The sequence below is a fragment of the Blautia hominis genome, assembly GCA_002270465.1.
GTDB lineage: Bacteria > Bacillota > Clostridia > Lachnospirales > Lachnospiraceae > Blautia > Blautia hominis.
On record NQOF01000003.1, the window covers coordinates 416,214 to 440,051 of the forward strand.

General features: G+C 45.5%; 13 protein-coding genes. All 13 read left to right on the forward strand.

From position 1 onward, the window contains the following. Positions 1-5 precede the first annotated feature (5 nt). The 13 genes from CI595_RS12465 to CI595_RS12525 all read left to right on the forward strand — a co-directional run bounded on the left by CI595_RS12465 (position 6) and on the right by CI595_RS12525 (position 23,792). A complete protein-coding gene (locus CI595_RS12465; RefSeq protein ID WP_095173589.1) occupies positions 6-1,502 on the forward strand; it encodes a sugar ABC transporter ATP-binding protein in 1,497 nt (498 codons plus the stop codon). Beyond that, positions 1,483-2,445 carry an ABC transporter permease gene (locus CI595_RS12470; protein ID WP_095173590.1) on the forward strand — a complete coding sequence of 321 codons (963 nt, stop codon included), beginning with the start codon at positions 1,483-1,485 and terminating at the stop codon, positions 2,443-2,445. The genes CI595_RS12465 and CI595_RS12470 overlap by 20 nt, the downstream gene beginning before the upstream one ends. Before the next feature lie 30 nt (positions 2,446-2,475). Continuing rightward, positions 2,476-3,651, forward strand: coding sequence for a Gfo/Idh/MocA family protein (locus CI595_RS12475; protein WP_095173591.1), 1,176 nt, complete (start codon positions 2,476-2,478; stop codon positions 3,649-3,651). Between the two features lie 275 nt (positions 3,652-3,926). Then, positions 3,927-5,978: a LacI family DNA-binding transcriptional regulator gene (locus CI595_RS12480; RefSeq protein WP_095173592.1), complete on the forward strand. Its 2,052-nt coding sequence runs from the start codon at positions 3,927-3,929 to the stop codon at positions 5,976-5,978. 438 nt (positions 5,979-6,416) lie between these two features. Beyond that, a complete protein-coding gene (locus tag CI595_RS12485; RefSeq protein WP_095173593.1) occupies positions 6,417-6,830 on the forward strand; it encodes a hypothetical protein in 414 nt (137 codons plus the stop codon). 194 nt (positions 6,831-7,024) lie between these two features. Next, complete coding sequence (locus tag CI595_RS12490) at positions 7,025-7,225, forward strand: hypothetical protein (protein WP_095173594.1); 201 nt, start codon at positions 7,025-7,027, stop codon at positions 7,223-7,225. A gap of 250 nt (positions 7,226-7,475) precedes the next feature. Then, positions 7,476-8,810, forward strand: coding sequence for an ABC transporter substrate-binding protein (locus CI595_RS12495; protein ID WP_095173595.1), 1,335 nt, complete (start codon positions 7,476-7,478; stop codon positions 8,808-8,810). Between the two features lie 55 nt (positions 8,811-8,865). Beyond that, the gene (locus CI595_RS12500; RefSeq protein ID WP_095173596.1) at positions 8,866-9,579 is read left to right on the forward strand and encodes a hypothetical protein; all 714 of its coding nucleotides are present in this window, start codon (positions 8,866-8,868) and stop codon (positions 9,577-9,579) included. Between the two features lie 25 nt (positions 9,580-9,604). After that, on the forward strand, positions 9,605-13,237 hold the full coding sequence (locus CI595_RS12505; protein ID WP_095173597.1) for a family 43 glycosylhydrolase: 3,633 nt from the start codon (positions 9,605-9,607) through the stop codon (positions 13,235-13,237). A gap of 86 nt (positions 13,238-13,323) precedes the next feature. Beyond that, the gene (locus tag CI595_RS12510) at positions 13,324-17,391 is read left to right on the forward strand and encodes a glycoside hydrolase (RefSeq protein ID WP_162291871.1); all 4,068 of its coding nucleotides are present in this window, start codon (positions 13,324-13,326) and stop codon (positions 17,389-17,391) included. A gap of 178 nt (positions 17,392-17,569) precedes the next feature. Beyond that, positions 17,570-19,090 (forward strand): response regulator transcription factor, encoded by a 1,521-nt coding sequence (locus CI595_RS12515; RefSeq protein ID WP_095173599.1) that lies wholly within the window; start codon positions 17,570-17,572, stop codon positions 19,088-19,090. Between the two features lie 5 nt (positions 19,091-19,095). Continuing rightward, complete coding sequence (locus tag CI595_RS12520) at positions 19,096-20,796, forward strand: cache domain-containing sensor histidine kinase (RefSeq protein ID WP_162291872.1); 1,701 nt, start codon at positions 19,096-19,098, stop codon at positions 20,794-20,796. A 158-nt stretch (positions 20,797-20,954) separates the two neighbouring features. Beyond that, a complete protein-coding gene (locus tag CI595_RS12525) occupies positions 20,955-23,792 on the forward strand; it encodes a dockerin type I domain-containing protein (protein ID WP_095173601.1) in 2,838 nt (945 codons plus the stop codon). Positions 23,793-23,838 lie beyond the last annotated feature (46 nt).

Sequence of the window (23,838 nt, forward strand, 5' to 3'; positions counted from 1 at the left end):
AGAAAATGAACCCATATGTGCTGCAAATGCAGGGGATTGAAAAATCTTTTGGAGTACCGGTACTCAAAGGTGTGGATTTTTCTTTGAAAAAGGGGGAAGTCCACGCGCTGGTTGGCGGTAACGGAGCCGGAAAATCTACATTGATGAAGATCATGACAGGCGTTTACACAAAGGATGCCGGGAAGATTTTGGTCAATGGGCAGGAAGTATCCATTCAGGACACGCACGATGCGAAAAAGAACGGAATCGGGATGATATTTCAGGAATTGTCTCTCATCCAGACTATGACAGTGGAGGAGAACATATTTCTGGGGGCGGAGATCGTTGAAAAAGGATTCCGCAAAACTTCAGACATGACAAGACGCTCCCGTGAGGTTCTGGAAGAATTAGGGATCGAAGTGAACCCAAAAGAGATGGTTGGTAATCTGAGTGTAGGTTTAAGCCAGATGATTGAGATCGCAAAGGCCATGGAAAAAGAGGCAAAGATCCTGGTACTGGATGAGCCTACCGCGTCCTTATCAGATGCGGAGACCAAACAGCTTTTTAAAATGATGAAGGACCTGCAGGATAAAGGGGTTTCCATGATCTATATTTCGCACCGTATGAGTGAAATCATGGAGATCGCGGACAGTATTTCCATATTGCGGGATGGCAAAATTGTACATACCAGTCGGATTTCCGACATTACTATGGATGAGATCATTGCTCATATGATGGGGGAGAATACAGGAAAAAAATTTGACTGGGTTCCCAGGACATATGACAAAGACGGCCCTGATCTGTTGAGCGTAGAGCATCTTAAAATAAACGACAGGATATCAGACATTTCTTTCAGCCTGAAAAAAGGAGAAATCCTGGGATTTGCCGGTTTGATGGGAAGCGGCAGGACAGAGATCTTGGAGACTTTGTTCGGGATTAGGAAACAGGAAGGGGGCGTCGTAAAACTGAATGGTAAAACCATGAAGATAGGAAACCCCAAAGAGGCTGTTAAAAACGGTTTTGCGTTGATCCCTGAGGACAGAAGAAAAAAGGGTCTTGTCCTGATCCACTCTGTAAAAGAAAACGCCATCTTGCCCAAAGTGGCAAAACTGAGAAAACACGGAGTTTTTGTTGACGAAAAAATGGCTGATGAGATGGTGGAAGATAATGTCCGGAAACTTAATATAGTGACAGATGATATTCATAAGAGGATCAATCTGCTGTCCGGCGGCAACCAGCAAAAGGTAGTCCTTGCTAAGTGGATGAATATGCAGCCGGAAGTCATGATGCTGGATGAACCCACGGCAGGCGTCGATGTAGGAGCGAAAGCCGAGATCATTGCGCTGATGAGGGATTATGCGGAGGAAGGAAAAGGTGTTTTGTTTGTTTCATCAGAACTGGCGGAACTTATGGCAGTATGTGACAGGATCATCACCATATATGATGGAAGGATTACCGGAGAGATGGATAGGAGCAAAATAGATTCAGAGGAGGAATTACAATATGCAATCCAGCAAAAATAAAAAGAATATACAGTGGGATAAGTATATGGTCTATATTATTTTTACCGCTGTGTTCATACTGTTTGCATTGATCCTGGGGAATAAAGGATTTTTACAGCCCAGGAACCTGATCAATATACTGAGGCAGACAGCAATGATATCCGTTATGGCAGTTGCCGGTGTTTTTGTTATGGCAGCGGGCCAGATCGATCTGACCGTTGGTGCCGTAACTGCCATGACAGCAATGTTGGTATCTCTTGTCCTGCAGGCTACCAACAGTATTCTGCTGGCGCTGGTGACGGGCCTGGGATTTGGCGTGGTCATTGGCTGTATCAACGGGCTGTTGGTCACAAAACTGAAACTCCCGGCCTTTCTGGCTACCCTTGGCGTCATGGAGATCGTAAGGGGTGCTGCCATGTGGATCACCAATACAGCGGCAGTTCCTATTGCAAATAAAACGTTTTGTAATATTTTTGGGATTGGAAGCGTTGCGGGAATCCCGGTACTGGTTTTGTGGACGATCCTGTTTTATATCATTGGAATTCTGATCTTTAACAAAAGCGCATTTGGCCGGCATGTTCTGGCCACAGGCGGAAATGAGAACTCTGCGGTTTACAGTGGTATTAAAACGGACAGAGTAAAGATCATTGCTTTCACCATGTCAGGTGCATTTGCGGCATTTGCGGGGATCATGTATGCGGCCCGTATGCAGGCAGGAAGATATTCCTACGGCGACGGCGATGAAATGTCTGTTATCGCAGCAGTTGTACTGGGAGGAACGGCGATGTCGGGCGGCACCGGTTCCGTGATCGGAGCGTTGTTTGGTTCCGTGCTCATGGGAATGATGAATAACGCAGTTATCCTTGCGAATCTCAGTTCTGCGCAGCAGACAATGATCAAAGGCGGAATTATCATTCTTGCCGTTGCGATCAGCAATTTAAGCCGAAGAAAAAAGAACAATTAAATAAAATATCTATTTTAAGGAGGATTCATCATGAAAAAATTAAATGTAGGATTAGTAGGGGCAGGTTTTATGGGAAAGGCACATGTGGTAGCTTATTCTAATATGCCAAAATTTTTCTGGCCCGCTCCGGCAGTACCTGTCTTAAAGACGATCTGTGATATTGAACCGTCTATCGCGGAGGAAGCAAAGGATAGGTTTGGTTTTCAGGCCTGCTGTACAGATTGGCATGATATTATCAATGACCCGGAAATTGATGTGGTGAGCATTTGTACACCAAACAACGCCCATGCGCCCATTGCTATTGCCGCGCTGCAGGCAGGCAAACACGTCATTTGTGAAAAACCGATCGCATCTACACTGGACGATGCCAAAGCAATGGCCGATGCCGCCAAAGAAGCTGCAAAGAAAGGCATTGTAAGCATGAATGCCTATCAGTATCGCAGAGTTCCCGCCATCGATCTTGCTAAAAAATTTATTGACGAAGGTGCGGTGGGAGATATCCTGAATATCCGCTGTACCTATCTGCAGAGCTGGTCTGCGGACCCGGATTCCCCTCTGTCATGGAGATTCCAGAAGGATATTGCGGGAGCAGGAACGCTGGGTGATATTGCTTCACATGTGATCGACATTGCACAGTATCTGGCCGGGGACATTGAGGAAGTGGTCTCCATGGTAAAAACATATATTAAAGAAAGACCTGTACAGGAAGGCGGAGTGGACCTGCTTGGGACTGTAAAACTGGGTGCAGATGCCCCCAGAAAAGAAGTGGATGTGGATGATGAAGATTCCTTCCTTGTAAAGTTTAAAAACGGAGCTGTCGGCAGCATTGAAGCCACCCGTAATGCATGGGGCAGAAATAACTTTATCACCATCGAACTGCACGGAACAAAAGGCAGCATTGCATTCAATTATGAAAGACTGAACGAATTACAGGTATGCTTTGCGGATGATCCGGATGACAGAAGAGGATTCAAGACAATTTATACCGGGCCGGCGCACTTCCACGGGGAAGTTACCTGGAATATACCGGGTATGAACATCGGTTACGGGGAACTGAAAACCATCGAAATGTATGAGTTTATAAAAGCGATCACAGAGGGATATCAGCCGAGTACCAATTTTGAAGTGGGATACCGTGTGGAGAGAGTCTGCGACGCAGTTATGAGATCCGCCCAGGATAAAGCATGGATGAAAGTTGAAGATTAAAAAAGAGTGCAGGGACCCTTTGCGGTTCCTGTTTCTTTCGTTACGAAAATATGTTACTGTTCACTGCGTTCCAGTAACATGCATAAATCCATTAAAAATCGCCTGCTGTGATGGGATTTATGCACCCTTGCATTACTTTCTCACGTACTGCGCAGTGAATGCACAGTACTGAGTAAACAGTTACGAAAATATTGCCAAATTTGCGCAACAAATTGACTTTTCTATTCGGTAACGGTATAGTAGTAATATACTATATAAGGTGGGAGAAAAATAATATGGCCACAATTAATGACATTGCAAAAATGGCAGGTGTTTCAACGTCTACGGTTTCCCATGTAGTTAACAAAACACGTTATGTTAGTCCAGAGAAAGTGGAAAAGGTGGAGAAAGCAATACGGGAACTGGATACTCCGCCTAATTTTGTTCTAAAGAAAACATTGCCGCACATGCCGGAAATAAAAGAAAAATATATCCTTATGCTGATAGCTGATAAGAAAAGTAATTTTCAACGCAGGGTAGAACAGCAGATTGATGAAAGTTTAAGAGATACGGGGTATTCTTTGATCACCATAGAATGTAATTCGGATATATCCAGCATGAAAAACTTTTTCGATGTTTTGCTGGAGGGGAATACAGTAACCGGGATCATTGTCTTTCCCGATGAAAAGGACATTTTGATACAGCGCGTTCTTTTGGATGTTAAGATCCCCGTAATCGTTCTTGGCAGAGAAGTCAGGGATTTTATGGCAGACACAATTTGTACGGACACTTTGGATGGGGCCTATAAAGCCACAAAGCATTTGATCAATAAGGGCCATGAACGGATCGGATTTCTGGGGAGGAGCAAGGAGCGTTCCCCCCAGCGGTTGGAAGGGTTCAAAAAAGCGCTGCAGGAGTACCATATTCCGGAAGTGTCCGGCTATATCTATCCGCATCTGCAAAAAGAGCAGGATATTTTTGAGGCTTTGGATGAACTTTTGAGTGGTGAACAAATGCCCACAGCATTAATAGCTGCCAATTACGCGGTAGTGATACCTTTTCTGAAATATATAGATGCCCATAATATAACCTGTCCAACAGACATATCCGTGGTATGCTTCGGTTCTTTTGACTGGGCACCTCTGCACACCCCGGCGCTTACAACTGTGGAACAGGATACGGAACAGTATGTAAAACTGACCATTGAGACCTTGCTGCAAAGGATCGCAAACAAAGAATATGCCAATGTGTCCGCTTATAAAAACGTTTATAGGACCGTTACGCTGCCCACAAAACTGGTGGTGCGCTCCTCCACTTGCGGAATCGGCAGGGGACCATTTGGAGAAAAGGCATCTTCCATGAGTGAACTTGTACTCTCGGAAGCCGAGATACAGAATATTCGATATAAAAAGCTGACAGCAGCCATTTCTTTCCATTATGCGGGAAAGGCATGGATGGAGCTGCACCAAAAAGGGATACGGGATATTTTTGACAATCTGGGCATTTCTGTCATTGCGATCACGGATGCCCACTTTGATCCTCAGCTGCAGTGCAGGCAGCTGGACAGTTTAAGGATGCTGGAACCGGATATCCTGATCGCTATCCCCACCGATAATAAGCTGACGGCAGACGCGTTTAGAAAAATTGCGGACAGTGAGATAAAATTGATCTTGATAACAAATGTACCGGATGGACTGCAGCCGGAGGATTATGTTACCTGTGTTTCTATTAATGAACACTCTCATGGACAGAATATGGGACATGGCCTTGGGGAATATATGTATCAGCATAATATGAAAAATTATGGATTGATCGTCCATGGAGCTGATTTCTACGCGACTATGCAGAGGGACAACGCGGCAAAGCAGGTGATAAGTGAGGAATATCCGGTGCTGCATTTATGCGAAGAGATCAGGTTTGAAAAAGAAGATGAAGTATATAAAAAGACAAAAGATCTGATCAAACGGTATCCGGAAATAGAAGCCCTTTATATCTCCTGGGATGGTCCTGCCATGGAGGCCATTGCCGCGCTGACAGAAATGGGGCGGACCGATATTGCCATCGTTACCAGCGATCTGGACTATGCAGATGCTATGAATATGGCAAAAGGCGGTATGATCAAGGTACTTAGCGCACAGTGCCCGTATGAGCAGGGACAGGCGATCGCATTGGCGGCTGCTAAATCCGTTTTAAATGAAAAAGTACCATCATTTATCGGAATTGAGCCAATCAGTGTGACGCCTGATAACCTGTTAAAATCATGGAAAAAAGTTTTTAAAGAAGAACCGGGGCTGGAGTTGGTACAGGCATTTAAAGAGAATCCCAACTATGTTTCTACGAAAGAGTGATGAAGACTGTGGACAAAGTAAATGATGTTATGAAGGGGCTGTGAAAAACAGTCCGAATAAAAAAGAGGATTTTCAATACACATTAGTGGTTGAAAATCCTTTTTTTGTGGTAAGATTTATCTGCTATGAAAAATAAAACTACAACTTATTCTATTTCGGGCGAAGTTCATTTCCAATTGTTAAAAGTTTTTTGCTTGTCATCCGCAGATGATTTATCTTAATTGAGCATACCTTTCCAGTTGTCATTGACGAAATTAAAAGGGGAGCTATAAGACCATCGACTATGCTGATGGTCTTATAAAGGGAGCTTTTTTCACAGCCTCTTTCTTTTTGTTTTTTTTACTGGTATAATCAAATAAGTGAGTATTACTCATATCTCCGGATATGGAATTAAGATCAAGGATGCTTCAGTTGACCATAGCTTAGAAAGGAATCGTAATGGTAATAAATAATAAGATAGATCATCTTTCCCATATTACAGTATCATTCCGTATGCTTCTTTTTGCTGTGTGCTTAACTATGAATGTGCTTTTTTGTAGTACATATGCTCCCTATGGATCATTAGATAAGACAACTGTAATTGAGGCGTGGGCAGCTTCAGAAAGTATCATTGTCAATGAAGACGGTGATCATACTACCGGTTTTAAGGATTCATTATTGGATCGAAATAACTCTTATAATGAAATTTTAACCAAGAATGTATGCCAAATACTCATGGTCGCAGCTCTTCCAAAAGGGATTCGTCCGCTTTTTTATCTTACTATAGTTTTTCTTTTTTTCTTTTTGACCTTATTTATATTACTGCCTGATGGATGGACATTAATTAAACAGAAGGTACGTCTGGACAATTGAATCAATTGTTTTTCAAATCATGGATAAAACTTAATTAGGTACCATTATAAGAAGACTCTATTGCAGGTGTTCTGGTAGTTATAAGTCATTTTTAGGATCAAATGATGGCTTCTTTTTTGTGTGCAATTTAGGCAGTGACTATAAAATGCATACTTATTACGAGAGCAAGGCAGAGATAAGATCGGAGGAAGATAATGAAAGAAAGGATATATAAACTATTTCTTACCATAATGGTGTGCTTATCCTTGGGTTCGGGTCCCATAGCACAAAATGAGATAGTCAAGATGCTCGAAGCCCTTTCGGGAACAAAGGATGCTAAGGTTCAGGAACTTGATGAAGAAGAGGAGTCCGAAGAAATAAGAAAGAAGAAATTTCTAAAACATTTTCAAGAGTAGTTTATCTACAGTCAAAATGGTTCGCAGGAGCAGTCCTGCGAACCGTTTTGTATACAAAATCATCCGAAGAAATAGTTGGGGAAACAAACGAACATTTAAATTTTAACAAAACCATGAAAAAATCCTAAATCCTTGAAAAGGCCTTAAAATATTGATAATTCACACAAACATTTTACTAAAATTTTATCGGCATGGTATGGTAGAATGACAGTACAAAACGAAACATCCTGTTAAATATTAGGAGAATAAAATGAAAGAGAAGAAAGTATTTGCCATGCTGCTTACGGCGTCCTTGATTTTAGGTGTGACAGCATGTGGCAGTTCAGATAAAGGAAACGCAGAAAAAGGCAGGGATAAAAAAGAAACAGTAAATGACAATGACGACCAGGCAGGAGAAGAGCTGACGATCTGGGCCTGGGATGAAGCATTTAATATCAAAGCTGCACAGAATGCCAGGGATATATATATGAAAACAAATCCTGATGTGGAGATCAACATCGTGACCATGGCACAGGATGACATCGTAGCAAAGTTGAACACAAGCCTTTCTTCCTCCTCCTATGAAGGACTTCCTGATATTGTACTCATTGAGGATTACAAGGCACAGGGATACCTGACTTTATATCAGGATGAATTTGCGGATTTATCCGACATAGTAAAAGCAGAGGATTTTGCGGAATATAAGACTGCAGTATGTCAGACAGGAGGGAAGATATACGGGGTACCCTTTGACAGCGGTGTGGCAGCTACCTTCTACCGAAAAGACTACATTGAACAGGCTGGTTTTACACAGAAAGACATGCGGAACCTGACTTGGGAAAAATACATGGAGATTGGCAAAGCCGTAAAAGAAAAATGCGGCGTTCAAATGTGCACACTGGATCCAAGTGACATCGGACAAGTCAGGATGATGATGCAGAGTGCAGGCGCCTGGTATACAGGAGATAAGGGCGAAGTCACAATAGCTGGTAACAAAGCTTTAAAAGATGCTATTGGGGTATACAAAGCATTAGTGGATTCGGACTGTACAAAACAGGTATCGGACTGGAATCAGTTTGTAGGAGCACTTAACAACGGTGAAGTCGCATCTGTTATATCAGGGTGCTGGGTTGCGCCGTCTATCCAGAAAGCGGAGGACCAGAGCGGAAAGTGGGCAGTGGCTGAATTTCCGAAAATGAAAGCCAACCAAGATTCTGTCAATGCATCCTCCATCGGCGGAGGCGGATGGTATGTATTGAAAAATGTTGGAAATCAAGAAACAGCAAAAGATTTTCTGAAAAAGACATTCGCCAGCAGTGTAGAACTGATGAATACCTTGGCAGCAGACATCACTCTGGTAAGCACCATGAATGCAGCAGCCGAAGCTGAAAATTATAAAAAAGGGAACGCGTTTTTCGGCGGACAGGAGATCTTTAAGGATTTCGCTGCGTGGACAGCTCGTGTACCTTCGGTAAATTATGGATTGAATACATATGCCATTGAAGATTTAATGACAAAAGCAGTCCAGGCCATTGTGGGCGGCGCTGATGCAGACAGCACCTTAAATGATTATCAGGCACAGGCAGAAGCAGCCACAGCACAGTAGAAAACGAGATTTTGCGAGAGCCAGGAAACCAATATCTTAAGGAGGAGAAGGTAAAATGAAAAGAAGGATCAAAGCCGGGATCGGCCTTTTTTCCATGATGCTCGTCACCCAGTCCGTATGGGTACATGCGGCGGAAACACCGAAAATCTTTATGGAAGTGGCAGACTACCATGCTGGTGAACGCTCACTCGATGTGAGCTGTAAGATGGAAAACGGTGACAATGTAACTAATGGAAAGCTGCGTATCTTCTATGATGCGGAGAAACTGACGCTTACACCAAGTGAAGCCGGAGAAGCACTCTCCGGAACAATGCTGGAAGTGAATGACTGTCTGACAGGTAATAAACCGGAGGGAGAGATGGTGGTTGCATTTGCATCGGCAGAGAGTATACCTTCTGACGGAAGCCTGCTGGATATGGGATTTAAGCTGAAAGACGGGGTAAAAGAAGGCGATGAGATTACTTTTCAGGTAAAAGCAGAGAAGCTGTCAGGGGACAATGGGGACCTGGAAACAGAAACTCCGGAAATTGTCTATACCGTGGGGAAAGAACAGGCAGAAAAACCCGGTGGACAGGACAATGATAAAAAGAACCAGAACAAGACAGACAACGATAAAAAACCTTCTTCTAACAGTGGGGGAAAAAGCAGCACAAAAAAGGGGAGTGTGAAGACAGGTGATGAGACACCGGTTGCCGCATATCTGTTCTTAGGCGCAGGGGCTGTGGCAGTTCTGGCAGGGTGCACATGGACAAGGAAGAACAAGCAATAAAAATTTATATAAAATGGAGGTATTTATGAAAGGCAAAAGATGTTTCAAGAAGACAGTCACCGGAATATCCGTGATCGCTATGAGTGTATCCGTTGTAACACCGGCAATGCCGGTCGTGGCGGCGGAGCAGGATACACCTCAGGTACAGCAGGAAAACGGGCAGGGACTGACATATGAACTGATCAAAGAAAATGATAATGTACTCTATACCGTAAACTGCGGTACTCCGGACCCCACGGTTGTTCCCAATCAGGATTCAGAGCGCATGGGCGTACTGCAGTCCAATATGGATCAGGAGTATGGGGTGGATGAGGCAGCCGGAACCACTTGGGGCCGTAATCCTGCAAATGAATACTCCGACGCTGTGAACAACGGTGATGACGCTTCAGACATTGGAAACAGCTTTATTTACATGTCAGACAGCGTGACATTTGATAAGTATAAAAGTGCACTTGGATATTCCTTTGAGGTTCCGGATACTCCGGTTGAAGGGTTAGAGGAAGATACCTACGAGGTGTCTGTGGCATTTAAACATTATTGGGACGACCGCCTGGTAAATGTCATGCTGGAAGGAGAGACAGTTGCCACGGATATATCCGTAAATTACGGCGAGTGGGTATATAGAACATTCACCACAAAGGTTACGGACGGGGAATTGAATCTTGAGATAAAATCTCCCAGAAGAACAGGCAACAAGCAGGACCCCATTCTTAACTATGTAAAAGTAAGGGCTGTAGATGAACAGCAGAAGGAAGTTCCAACATACGATTCCATCACAGGTGTGGCAGGAGATACCATGTACGATACCAACGGAAACCAGATCCAGGCTCACGGAGGCCAGATACAGCAGTTGACAGTAGATGGTGTGACCAAGTGGTACTGGATTGGTGAGGATAAGACCAATGACTATCGTCCGGTTGGCGGCATCCATATGTACAGTTCGGAAGATCTGTATAATTGGACGGACGAAGGTGTGGTACTGCGCACGATGGAGAGTCCGGAGCAGTTTGAGACAGATCCGTATTTCAATGAATTATATGGAAATGAAAGTGTGGAAAAGCAGGAAGAGATTTTTGTGGATCTGGACAAAAACAATGGCGTTATGGAACGTCCAAAGATGCTTTACAACGATAAAACCGGAAAATACGTTATCTGGTTCCATGCTGACGGCCGTTATCCGGGAAGCGATGCTGACTATGGAAAAGCCAAAGCAGGTGTTGCCATCAGCGACAGCCCTACAGGACCATTCAAACTTCTGGGAAGTTATAAATTGAATTATCACAACGACCCAAATGCAGACCATGGGTACGATGGCTGGGACGGCCGTGGTTCGGTCCGCGACATGAATCTTTTTAAAGATGACGATGGGACTGCATATGTAATCTATTCCTCAGAGGGAAACAGGACCATGTTTGTGTCAAGATTAAATGATGAGTATACAGGACTGGAAGTACCGCGGGAAGAAGCGGAAGAAGGCGTTCACTTTACCCGTAACTTTGAGGGCTGGTCCCGGGAAGCCCCGGCGATGTTCAAATACAAAGATAAATATTATGTAGTTACGTCAGGATGTACCGGATGGAGCCCCAATCAGGCAAAATATGCGGTGGCAGACCATCCGATGGGACCGTGGACAGAGATCGGTGACCCCTGTACAGACTGGGGCAGCGGTACCACATATGACACCCAGAGTACATGTGTATTCCCTGTAGATGCAGAAAAGGGCCAGTATATCTACATGGGTGACAGATGGAATGCAGGAGATTTAAGTGAATCGAGATATGTATGGATTCCGGTTGAATTCCAGCCAAATGAACAGATCGCACTGAGAAGATACGAAAACTGGACGTTGGAAGACCTGAACGGAAAAGGAATCTTTGAAGTGACTTCAGATCTCCCCACAGCGGCGTCTTCTGTTTCCGAAGTGATCGGACAGCTTCCGGAAGAGGTGACTATCTCTTACGGCACAGAGGAGGAGACAACTCCGGTGACCTGGAGCATGGACAGCTATGACGAAGATAAGATCGGAACCGTAACGGTAACAGGAACACTTACCGAAAAGGGAAAAAGTTTTGACCATGTAATGAATATCGTAAACAAAGACACCCTTTATTTCTTTGACAGCGGTGCAGAAAGCTCAGAATACTTCGACGCTGTAAAAAAAGAACTGGGTAATAAAGTGAAAAACGACACCGCTGACCGGAAATATACAGAGGAAAACAAGGCCGGGTATACCGGAGTTACTGAGTCGGAATCACCAGACAATTTTGATATGGGGCTTCACGGAGGCGGCAATTATTTGGAAACAGGCTGGTGGGCAGCAGAAGGAAAGAACATTGCATACGCATTTGATCTGCAGCCTGGGACATACACTTTGGCAGCAGGTTTCCAGGAATGGTGGGATGCAGACAGAGGTATGAAAGTGAGCATCACCATGGGAGAGCAGGTTCTGGGAGAACAGGATTTTACGCTGCCATATGACAGCAAAGATCTGCAGATCGCTCAGTCCTTTGAGCTCACAGAAGCAGGAAAAGTGACAGTGACTATCAGTAAAACAGGCGACTCCGATCCCGTCTTAAGCTGGATTGGAATGATGGGCAGCGAAAGTGAAGGACCGTCTGTAGATACTAACCGCAAAAGTCTGGAACTGGCCATTGCCATGGCAGAGAAAATGGAGCAGGAGCAGCAGGAAAACAACTGTTATACAGCAGAAAGCTGGGAGGCAGTCCAGAAAGCCCTTGACAGTGCAAGAACACTTATGGAGAATCCGGATGCAGCGCAGGCTGATATTGACAGCACATTCCTGGAACTGATCACAGCATGTAATCTTCTGGAAAACGGTGTACAGAGAGTGGGCCTGAAAGCAGCCATCGAAGGTGCAAAGGCAGTCCTTGCAGATGAAGCGGCACTGGCAGATTACACAGCTGAAAGCATAGAAGCAGTAAGAACCGCGCTCACAGAGGCAGAGCATGTATTTGCGGAGAGCAGCGCGGATCAGGGGACTGTAAATAATGCGGCCAGAAAGCTTATGGACGCAGTTACCGGTATGCTGGTAAAAGATGAGACAACAAGACTGGGCATCCTGATCCGGAAAGCAGAAGAGCTTTTGAAGGAAAAAGATAAATACACGGCCTCCAGTATGCAGAAGCTGGAAGAAGCGCTGGAAGCAGCAAAAACGGTGGATGGCAATAAAGAGGCATCAGAAGCTGAGATAAGCGCAGCGTACAACAAGCTTGCGGAAGCTATGACGTCCCTGGTAAGAACAGGCAGCAAAGAGGAACTGAAGAACGCTCTGGATAAAGCAAATGAAATTCTGAGTGAGTCTGGAAGATATCTGGAAGCCAGCATTGCAGGTCTGCAGGCTGTGACAGATGAGGCCCAGACAGTATTCGACAGTGATGATGCAGATGCGGACACAGTCAGCGAAATTCTCAAAAAGCTCATTGACCAAATCCTGAAAGCACGCCTGATGGGTGATGTGAATACAGACGGGGCTATTGACACAGAAGACTCTGCAGAAGTATTGAAAAGTGTAGTGGAGATCAGTGAACTTACTGAGGAACAGGGCCAGGTGGCTGATGTGAATGGCGACGGCACAGCAGACAGTATGGATGCAGCGTCTATCCTTCAGTATGCATCAGAGAAAATAACAGAATTTTAAGTTTAAAAGGGGCAGAAAATATAGGCGGAATGCTTAATGATTTCTGCCCCTTGTGTTTTATAATACATCCAAGACAGGAGACAAGTATGAAAAAAAGGAGATATAGAAAGACAGTGGCCGGTATATCCGCGTTCGTGATGGGGGCAGCCGCAGTAATACCGTCAGCAGTGCCCGTAATGGCTGACAGAGAGGCAGATATGCGGGGGAATATAACGGTTGATCCGGATATCCATTACCAGACATTGGAAGGGTGGGGAACCTCTCTCTGCTGGTGGGGGAATACCATAGGTTCCTGGGGAGATGCGGACTGGAACGGGGATGGAAGACCTGACCGGGAGGAAATCGCTGAGCTGGCATTTTCTCCTGAATATCTGAATCTGAACGTTGTCCGCTATAATGTGGGAGGCGGAGATAAAGAGGATTCCAGTATCAAAAGATGTGAAGGCCTGGTCCCCGGCTGGACAGAGGATATGACGGGGACAGCAGACGGAACAGCGCCCTTTCAGGCGGAAGAGTTTTATGCTAAGTCTACAGAGGAGATGAAGGATGCGGGACAGCTCTGGATGCTGGAGCAGGCAAATGCGTACCGTAAAGCCTACGCCGAAGAAACGGGGCAGGAAAATGATGTGATCAATAAAGTATTTTCCAATTCGCCTCCTTATTATATGACAAAATCGGGAACCTCCACAGGTGGTACGGGCTGGGATCCCAACAATCTGAAGGATGACTGCTATGATGATTTTGCTATGTACCTGGCAAGAGCCACGGAGTGGGTGGACAAAAATCTGGAGTCAAAGTACGGTGCCGGAGTATCTTATGTGGAACCGCTGAATGAGCCGGACACCAGCTATTGGTATGAGGGAAGCACCAAACAGGAAGGCTGTATATTTAATACAGGGGAACTGCAGTCAAAAGCTTACCGTGAGATGCAGTACGCATTAAATGCAGATGAATTTCAGGGCAGTCTGGATGATGTGCGGATTACGGGTACTGATGAGACCAGCCTTTGGAATGCCATAAATTCTTTTAACAGGCTGGATGATGATGTGAAATCCAATCTGGAAACCATAAGTGCCCATACATACAGCGGCAGTGACAGCGAGAGACGGGAGCTGCGCAGCATTGCCAGGAAGTACGATAAGGGGCTCTGGATGTCTGAGGTGACAAAGGGAGGCGGCAGCCACTATGACGGGTGCCATGAATCCATGGAGGCAGGCAATACCCGTTCCCAGAGTGAAGGCATAATGGCGGACTTAAAGGAACTGCAGTCTTCCGCATGGATCGCATGGCTGGTGGCAGACAGTGAGTATGAGTGCCTGCAGACCAATTCCAACTGGGGGCTTCTCCATGCTGTCTTTGAAAAAGACGGACAGCCGGTACCGGATTACCACACCAATCTGGTGGATGGAAACGGCAGCCGGCTTGACTGGGTACCTGGCGAAGGATACTGGGCGGTGACCAAGCAGTTTTACACTATGATGCAGTATAGTAAATATTTGAAAGCCGGATATACCATGATCGAGATTGACGATTCCAATATGTGCGCAGCTATTTCTCCTCAGGGGGATGAGCTTGTGATCGTGGCCCAGAATTTCGGTGATGACAGAAATGATACCGTAGATCTGGGGGCTTTCCCCGGTGCGGAAGAGGCAGAACTGTACAGAACTTCTGATTCGGAAAGCTGTGAGCTGGCTGAGGTACAGGATGTGACAGATGGTGTGCTGGATGTTACACTTCCGTGGAATTCTGTTTCTACCTATGTTATAAAAGCGGCAGATGGAAGCAGTATATGCAATCCGGAAAATTATGCAGAGATCGTGGAGGCAGATGTGGAGATGCCTGGGGAATCATGGGTTTCTGATATAGATAAGTTTTCCTATGAAGATTCCTGGGGGGAGTCCTCAGAGGATTTCGGGGGTGGTAAGTACAGCACAGCGGAAAACGCATCTGCAACGCTCACATTTGAAGGAACACAGGCTTTGATCTACGGAAGTAAAGCTCCGGAGGGTGCCGTGGTAAATATATCGGTAGACGGAGGGGATGCAGAGCAGGTTTCTTTGGCGGCGGACAACAAAGACGGCGGTTCACTGCTCTATAATACAGGCGAACTCAGTCAGGGCAGCCATACGGTCACCATAACCAAGGCTGAAGGACAAGGAGACAGGCTTTTGGAACTGAACTATGCCAAAGTAGTCAGAGGAACTCTGGATGAGAGAATTGAAAAAATAGAGGAGAGCGGGGATCTATACACAGTAAGCGGTATAACCCCTGCACTTCCCACAAAAGTATATGCCCTGACCAACATGGGAAACAGAATAGAAAAGGATGTGGTCTGGGATCTGGAAGGCATAGATTTTACAGAGAATACGACGCTTAAAGGCTCTGTGGAAGGAGCCTCGGTGAAGGCTGCCGCAAATGTGAAGATCGTACCGGAGAATGTGCAGTATTTTATAGACTGCAACAGTCCTGATTCTCCGGAATATTACCGTGTGGACGGATATGCGGACCTTCTCAATGAGACAGCGGACAGGAAGTACACGGATGGCTCCTGGGGACGTATGGAAGATTACGGTGCATACGATGGAGATATAAATGACAATTATGATACTGGGTGGTATGCCGGACAGGGACAGGCGATCAGCTATACAGTACCTCTGGAGAAGAGTACATACAGATTAAATCTCGGATTTAAAGAATGGTGGAATCAAGACCGTCCCATGAAGGTTTCTCTGAATACAGGTGGCGAAACCATAGAGCTTGGAAAGACAAATACCTGGAACAGCGGAAATCCATGGAATGAGGAGACATACGAATTCACATGTGATAGGGCGGGGAATGCCACTATTACAATAGCTGCTGATGGTGGACCAGATCCGGTGCTTTCCTACATACGGATTCAGAATATACTGGAGCTGCAGGCACTGAAAGATGCAGTCAATCAGGCGGAGGAAATTGACAGAGATCCGTATCAGAATGAAAAGCTGGCGGTACTGGATGAAGCCGCGGCAGCAGGCAGGAGTCTGCTCTTCCGTGCAGACGCAGCACAGAATGACATAGATCTGGCCGCAGAAAAAATCCGTCTGGCTATAGAGGATTTAAATGGAGGAGTACAGACAGAAGCGGATATGACCAGCCTCAATCTGGCAATCCTTATGGCAGAGAAGATGGAGGCACAGCAGGCTGAGAATAACTGCTACACAGCTGATAGCTGGAAGATGGCAGCAGAAGCCCTTGCAGAAGCGAGAACTGTGAAAGAAAACCCAGAGGCGTCCCAGAATGCAGTAGATGAGGTTTTCCTGAAACTGCTGACCGCTTGTAATCTGCTGGAGGACGGAGTACAGAAGACAGGACTTAAAGCCGCAATGGAGGGCGCAGATACCATTCTGGGTGATGAAGTGGTTTTGGAACAATATACCAGTGACAGCGTAGAAGCAGTGAGGGCTGCCCTTAAAAAAGCGCAGCAGGTATACGGCAGCGAAGCTGCTGATCAAGAAACTGTTAATCAGGCGGCAAGGGAGCTGATGGATGCAGTGACAAGACTGCTGGCCAGGGAAGAGGCCACCAGGCTTGATATTCTGATTCAGAAGGCAGAGGGATTATTGGAGAGAGAGGAGCAGTATACCCCTTCCAGTATCCTGAAACTGAAAGAGGCGCTGGAAGCTGCAAAAGCAGCGTCAGGCAGCAGTCAGGCAGATGAGGGCGGGCTTTGGCAGGCTTATGAGCTGCTGGCAGAGGCCATGACTTCACTTGTGAGGAAAGCAGACAAGGCAGAGCTGAAAAATGCTCTGGATAAAGCAGAAGAAATCCTGTCTGAAGCGGAAAAATATCTGGAAAGCAGTATAGCAGGGCTTCAGAGATTGACAGATGAAACCAAAGTGGTTTATGATGATGCTGAAGCAGATAAAGAACGTGTTGGGAATGCATTAAAAAGACTGATAGATGAAATCCTAAAAGCCCGCCTTATGGGTGATGTTGATCTAAATGGTGCAGTGGATACAGAAGATACTGCAGCGGTATTGAAATACAATGCGGAGCTTGCAGAATTTACGGATGAACAGCAGCAGGCAGCAGATGTAGACAGAAACGGGATAGCAGACAGCAGTGATGCGGCTGTGATCCTACAGTTTGCCGCAGAAAAAATCAAATCATTTTAACCTGAAGCGAAGCGGATTGCAAATACCCGCTTTGTCTCAAAGGAAAGGATGGAAAATCCGGGCATGTTGTGTTCAGCAGATATGTCCGGATTTTTGTATACTGAACGGAGTCAGGGGCAGGGAATGGAGCCAGAGCCGGAAACTGCCGTAGAGAAAAGAAAGAGATGGGGGAACGGTTATGGAAAGTGTGTGCAGGATTATGATAATAGACGATGAGTTCATCATGCGCCAGGGAATCCGCTTTATGATGAGGTGGGAGGAGGAAGGGTATGTGATCGCAGGAGAGGCATCCAATGGGAAGGAGGCCCTTGACCTGATTCCTGCGTTAAAGCCCCATATTATCCTGTGTGACATAGCTATGCCCGTAATGAACGGTCTCGATTTTATTAAAATAGTAAACAGGGAGTATCCGGATATCAAACTTGTTGTGCTGAGCAGTTATGACAATTTTGAATATGTGAGGGAAGCGCTTGTAAACGGTGCCGTGGACTATGTGCTGAAGCCAACGCTTAATCCGGAGGAGCTGCTGAAGATCGTGAGCAGGGCAGCGAAAAAGGTTCCTGATCTGGAATTGAAACGGAAAGCCGCATCCAGCGCTGACGACATACTTGAAACTTATCTGACCCAGGAAAATGGCGTACATGCGGAGGCATTTCAGGGACTATTTCCCCATAGCTGTTACAGGCTGTTTCTGCTTCCACTCTGTTATAGGGATGGTAACGGTATTGATATGTCACCGGTCCTTTATGAGAAAGTAGAATCATTTTTGAAAGGAATTACATACTGCAGCTATTTAAAATTCCTGCGCGGCCAGGAAACTCTGTGCGTGGTGCTGAATTACAGCGTAAAAGATGATGAGAAGCTTATCCATGCCCTGGAGGTCTTCATGGGACAGCTTGGATTGATTTCAGAACGCGTTTTGGGGGTTCTGGGAGTCCGCCATATGCGGATGGAGGAACTGAAAAGGGAATATCAGGAGTCCGAAGTTGTGGAGAAGGAGATTTTCTATAACAGAGGAATGCATCTTTATAAAAAGGAAACAGGGGCAGCAGGCAAAATGCCTTGGGAGAAATTTGATTTCAGGAAGTTCACATCTTTTATAGCTGTATGCAAATATCACGAGGCCATAGAATTGTACCGCTCTTATATTTATGGAGCAGTAAATAACCAGATGCAGGAGTTTAAGCTTAAAAACCAGACAAAGAATCTTCTGTATAATCTTATTGGGAGCTGTGAAGAGCATATCCGTGAACTGGAAGAGATCAGACGAGAGTATTTTGTGAAAATAGAGCAGGTCATGTATTGCGATGATTTCCTGGCAGTTTTTGATGAAATGCTGTACAAGCTGGAGGAAGTGATGGTGAATACAGAAGACGATCAGAATGTCTATCTGGGAAAAATTTTGGACTATATACAGGAGCACTATGCGGAAGAGCTTAATCTGCAGAGTCTTGCAGAGGAGTTTAATTTCAGCTATTCCTATCTGTCTGCGTATTTTAACCAGCACATATCTGAGGGGTTCAGCGGATATCTCAACCATATCCGTATCCAAAAAGCCTGTGAATTCCTGGAGCGATCCAATCTTTCTATTGCACAGATAGGTTCGGCTGTGGGATATGCGGACCAAAGCTATTTCTGCCGGGTGTTCAAGAAAGCTACTGGGAGTACGCCAAGTATGTACAGACGTGGGATCCGGTGATGCGTATGAAGAAAAAAATATATCTCAACAGTATGGTGACAAAGATTTTGGCAGTCGTCACCTTTGGACTCCTATGCGGCATCTTAATGGTCACTGTGATCATAATCAGCATATCCAAAAGTGTTTTTGTGGATACCTACGGGGAGTCCCAGAAAAAGGTGTTTTTCAGGATTGAGAATGAACTGAATTCGTATCACGAGGACCTGATGAAGCTGTTCAATCAGGTCAATTCAAGCTGGAATCTGAAGCTGTATCTGCAGCAGGAGAACTCCAATCCCCAGCAGGCATTTAAGATTGCATACAGTGCGGATCAGGATATGAAGAAAGCGATTCCGTCCAGCATGGATGATATTAGTGTTATGGCGGTGAGTAAGAGCGGGGGCAGTTATCTGGACCGGGAGGAGCGGATCATAACGCCTGTGAATGAGATCATGGAGTCAGAGGAGGCAAAATACGCCATGGAAAACCCGGAAACTGCCCACTATGTGCTCAAAGACAGCGGATATACATCTACAACCAGAGATGTCCCTGTGCTTATGGCAGTCAAAGCCCTGAGGTCTCCCGGAAGCGTAACACCTTATGGGGTGGCTTACGTGACGCTGAAAGAAAAAGATTTTAAGGAGTATTACGATTATTTTACGTCTGATTACGCCGAATTCTATTTGGCAGATGAGGCAGGTATTGTCATCTCTTCCTCGGACAAGGAATCATTGGGCGAAAAAGTCCCAGATAAGAATCCGCATACAAGTATAACCCTGGAGAAAGAACTTCCATATTACAAGTGTACTGCTTACGGTATTATTGACAGTAAAAAGGCGTTGGAGGACCTGTATAATGTACCCATGATCGTGGCAATCTGTGTTACGGTCATGGCCGTGACGGGGATTATCATATTTTATTTTGTAAGCCAGACAGCAAAGCCTTTGTCGGAGATGGTGGATAAGATGTCAAATGCCGGGGAAACCAAATATGACGAACATATAAACCTCACCGGGTCAAAGGAGATAGAAGAACTGTCCCGCACCTACAATGCAATGCTGGATGAGATGAACCGATACATAGAGGAACTGATGACCAGCCAGAAGGAGAAGCGGAAAGCAGAGATTTCAGCCCTGCAGATGCAGATCAATCCTCACTATATCTATAATACATTGGCAAGCATAAAGTGGCTTATCTTCCAGGGAAATGTTGAGAGATCAACGAAGACCATTGATGCGTTTATTTCGCTACTGAGAAATACGATCAGCAATACAGATGAATATATTCCCATAGTCAAAGAGATTGAAAATCTGAAAAATTATGTGCTGATCAACAATACCAGATATGGTGATAAAATACAGGTGGAATATTTTGTTACGTTTGGATGTGAGGAATACAGAATTCCCAAAATGATCCTCCAGCCCTTTGTCGAAAATGCCTTTTTCCATGCATTTCCCTATGGGGCAGAGGGAAGCATAAAGATTCTGGTACGCACCTTGGGAGGCAGACTTCAGATTCAGATCATAGACAATGGAATCGGAATACCGGATGAACAGCTCAGTGAACTGCATGAGAAAAACGGAAAGGCACAGCATTACAGTGGAATCGGGATCAAGAATGTGGATGACCGGTTAAAACTGTTATATGGCAGTGCATACGGGATCCGTGTGGAAAGCCGGGAGCATGAAGGGACAACCGTGACCATATCTGTGCCGGCCGATAAGTAGACAGCCTTCTTACATATACGGGAAAAAATACAAAATTATAAATAAAGTCCTATTATAGGTAGAAATATTAAAAAAACACCGGAATATAGTCCTAAAGGTATCGAAAGGAGATGTGATATTATAGAAAAAAATTAGAAAGTTTAGGAGAAGATGGAAAAATGGGGAAACTATTTAGAAGGGCTGCTGCATTTGCACTGACAGGTGCATTGACTATATCATCCGGCTTTCCGGTTATGCATGTGCGGGCAGAAGATACCGATTTTGCCGTGGAGGGGCAGTCTGAAATTTCACAGTTTATGGATTGCTTCCTGCCCATGCCTGTTATGGATCCAAGTGGTCTTTCTGCCGATTGCTGGGGCGCAGAGGAAGTAGGTCCCCGCGACCAGTACAATGGCCTGGAGGACGATGATATGTCTGATTATTCCTATTGGGATGGAGGCATAATCAGGGATGAAGAATCAGGTAAGTATTATATGTTTGCCAGCCGGTGGGATCAGCGTGGCGGTCATGAAGGAGAAAACGGGTATCCGGGATGGAAACGTTCGGAGGCCATATATGCTGTCAGTGACAATTTATACGGACCTTATGAAGACCAGGGGATGCTTTGGCCCGATTATTATGAAGGGGCAGGGCATAATGTATATCCTTTTGTATTGAGCGGAAATGACCCGCTTTATGAGGAGGGCTACCGATATGGCATTGTTTTGGGTGACCCCTGGGAGGTACAGGGCACCATACATCTCTCCAAGACGTTGGAGAACGGGGGCGAATGGACCCATTTTGAGCAGATGGACTGTGATGGGAGTTTTACCATGACCAATATCAGTATCTTCGTAAGACCGGACGGAAGATATCAGGCAGTCAGCAGAAATGGAGACATTGCCACCGCAGATTCTGTAAATGGCCCCTGGCATGTGGAAAGTAACGGATTGTGGTGGAATCTTCCGGGATTGGACACCACAGAGGATGATATGGAAGATCCGGTGATGTGGTACTCAGATGGGCTGTATCACTGCCTGGTAAATAAGTGGAATGCAAAACAGGCATATTATATGACCTCTTTTGACGGCCTTACGAATTGGACATTGCATGAAGGGGCAGCCTATACATCGTATGAAAATTTTTTGAGCTATGAGGACGGTACCGAAAATAACTGGACAAAGCTGGAACGGCCGAATGTATATATTGAAAATGGTGAATTAAAAGCCATGCTGCTATCGGTTATAAATGTGGAGAAGGTGGAGGACAGGGCTGATGATCAGAATGGAAGTAAGATTATTGTCACTCCTTTTGACGGAGCAGCATTAAAAGAATTCGTTGACAGCCGATATGCCGGTACTCTTCCGGAAAGTGATACCACAGCCCAGACATGGCAAAGTGAAAGATATAATAATTACGGAGGCAGGACATACCTTCAGATACAGAGACAATCCGGTGTTGAGGGAATAGGGGAATCCGGCAGCTCAGGCTGGTGGTGGCCGGATTGGGAGTATGACTGTAAGATTGGATTCTTAAAATATGATCTGCCGGATACGGAAAGAGAAGTGGAAAGTGCTTATCTTTCTTTGAATTATCTGGGGAAAAAGGCGGGAGACGCAGAAACGGATCGTGTGCGTATTGTCCTGGCTGATCCTGAGTGGATAGAAGGGACAGGTATAGAAGAGGACACACAGGAGGAGGATCTTGCAGGTTTGAATTTTCCTAAGCTGCATTATGATGCTTCTGACCTTGAAAATACTTCTGTTGTATCTGAAGAATTTGCAGTCAACGATGGCGCAAAGACTGTACAGGCTGATGTGACAAAGCTGGTCAGAGAATTTAAAGAAAACTATCCGGAAGAACAGTACATAAGCTTTGCGTTAAATGAGACGGAAGCAGGAAATTGCCTTCAATTTGGAAGTAAAGAAGCCGGTGAAGGTTATGGAACAAGACTGGTCATAAATTATAAAGAGGGGGCTGCAGTGCAGGATGATGCTCTAAAACTGGCAGTTGGTATGGCGGAGAAACTGGAGCAGGAACAGACAGAGAGCCAGTGCTATACAGAGGCATCCTGGATGGAAGTACAGTCAGCCCTTGACGAGGCCAGGGCACTGCTGGAAGATCCGGATGCAGCCCAGCAAGAGGTGGATGATGCATTCCTGAAACTGATGACTGTGTGTAATCTGCTGGAGAGTAATGTACAGCGGGTAGGTTTAAAAGCCGTGATTGACGGAGCCAAAGCAATACTGGCAGACAGCGGGGCACCGGAACAATACACATCGGAAAGCATACAGACAGTAAGAGATGCTCTGGCATATGCGGAGAGTGTATATACTTTTGAAGGTGCGGACCAGACAACCGTCAATGGGGCGGCAACAAGGCTGATGTCTGCAGTGAATTGTCTGCTGATTGAAGATAGAGATAGCAGACTTGATATCCTGATTCGGAAAGCAGAGGAACTGCTCAATAATAGAGATAAGTATACTGATATCAGTATAAAGGCACTGGAGACAGCACTGGCAGCAGCAAAGGACGCAGCAGCGAATCCTCAGGCTGCACTGGAGGAGGCAGAACAGGCATATGAGGATCTGGCAGCAGCCATGACTGCTTTGGTGAGAAAAGCAGATAAATCTGAATTGAAAAATGCACTGGACAAAGCCAATGAAATCCTGAAAAATCCGGCAGATTATGTGGCAGACACCATCGCAGGTCTTGCGGAAACGACAGAGAAATCCCAACAGATCTATGAGGATCAGACAGCAGATGCATCGTCAGTGGGTGCAGCTGTAAAAGCGTTGGTGGAAGAAATTCTGAAAGCCCGCCTCAAAGGTGATGTGAACCTGGATGGAACCGTGGATACGGCAGATACAGCGGAAGTGCTTCAGTATGCAGCAGAATATAAGGAACTTACAGAGGAACAGCATAAGGCTGCTGATGTAAACGGAGACGGCGTATCAGACAGCAGTGATGCATCCGGGATACTTCAATATGCGTCAGAAAAAATAACAGAGTTTTAGAAAATAAGTCCCTGCTTTGGCATTATTTGTATTGAAGTGGGGACTG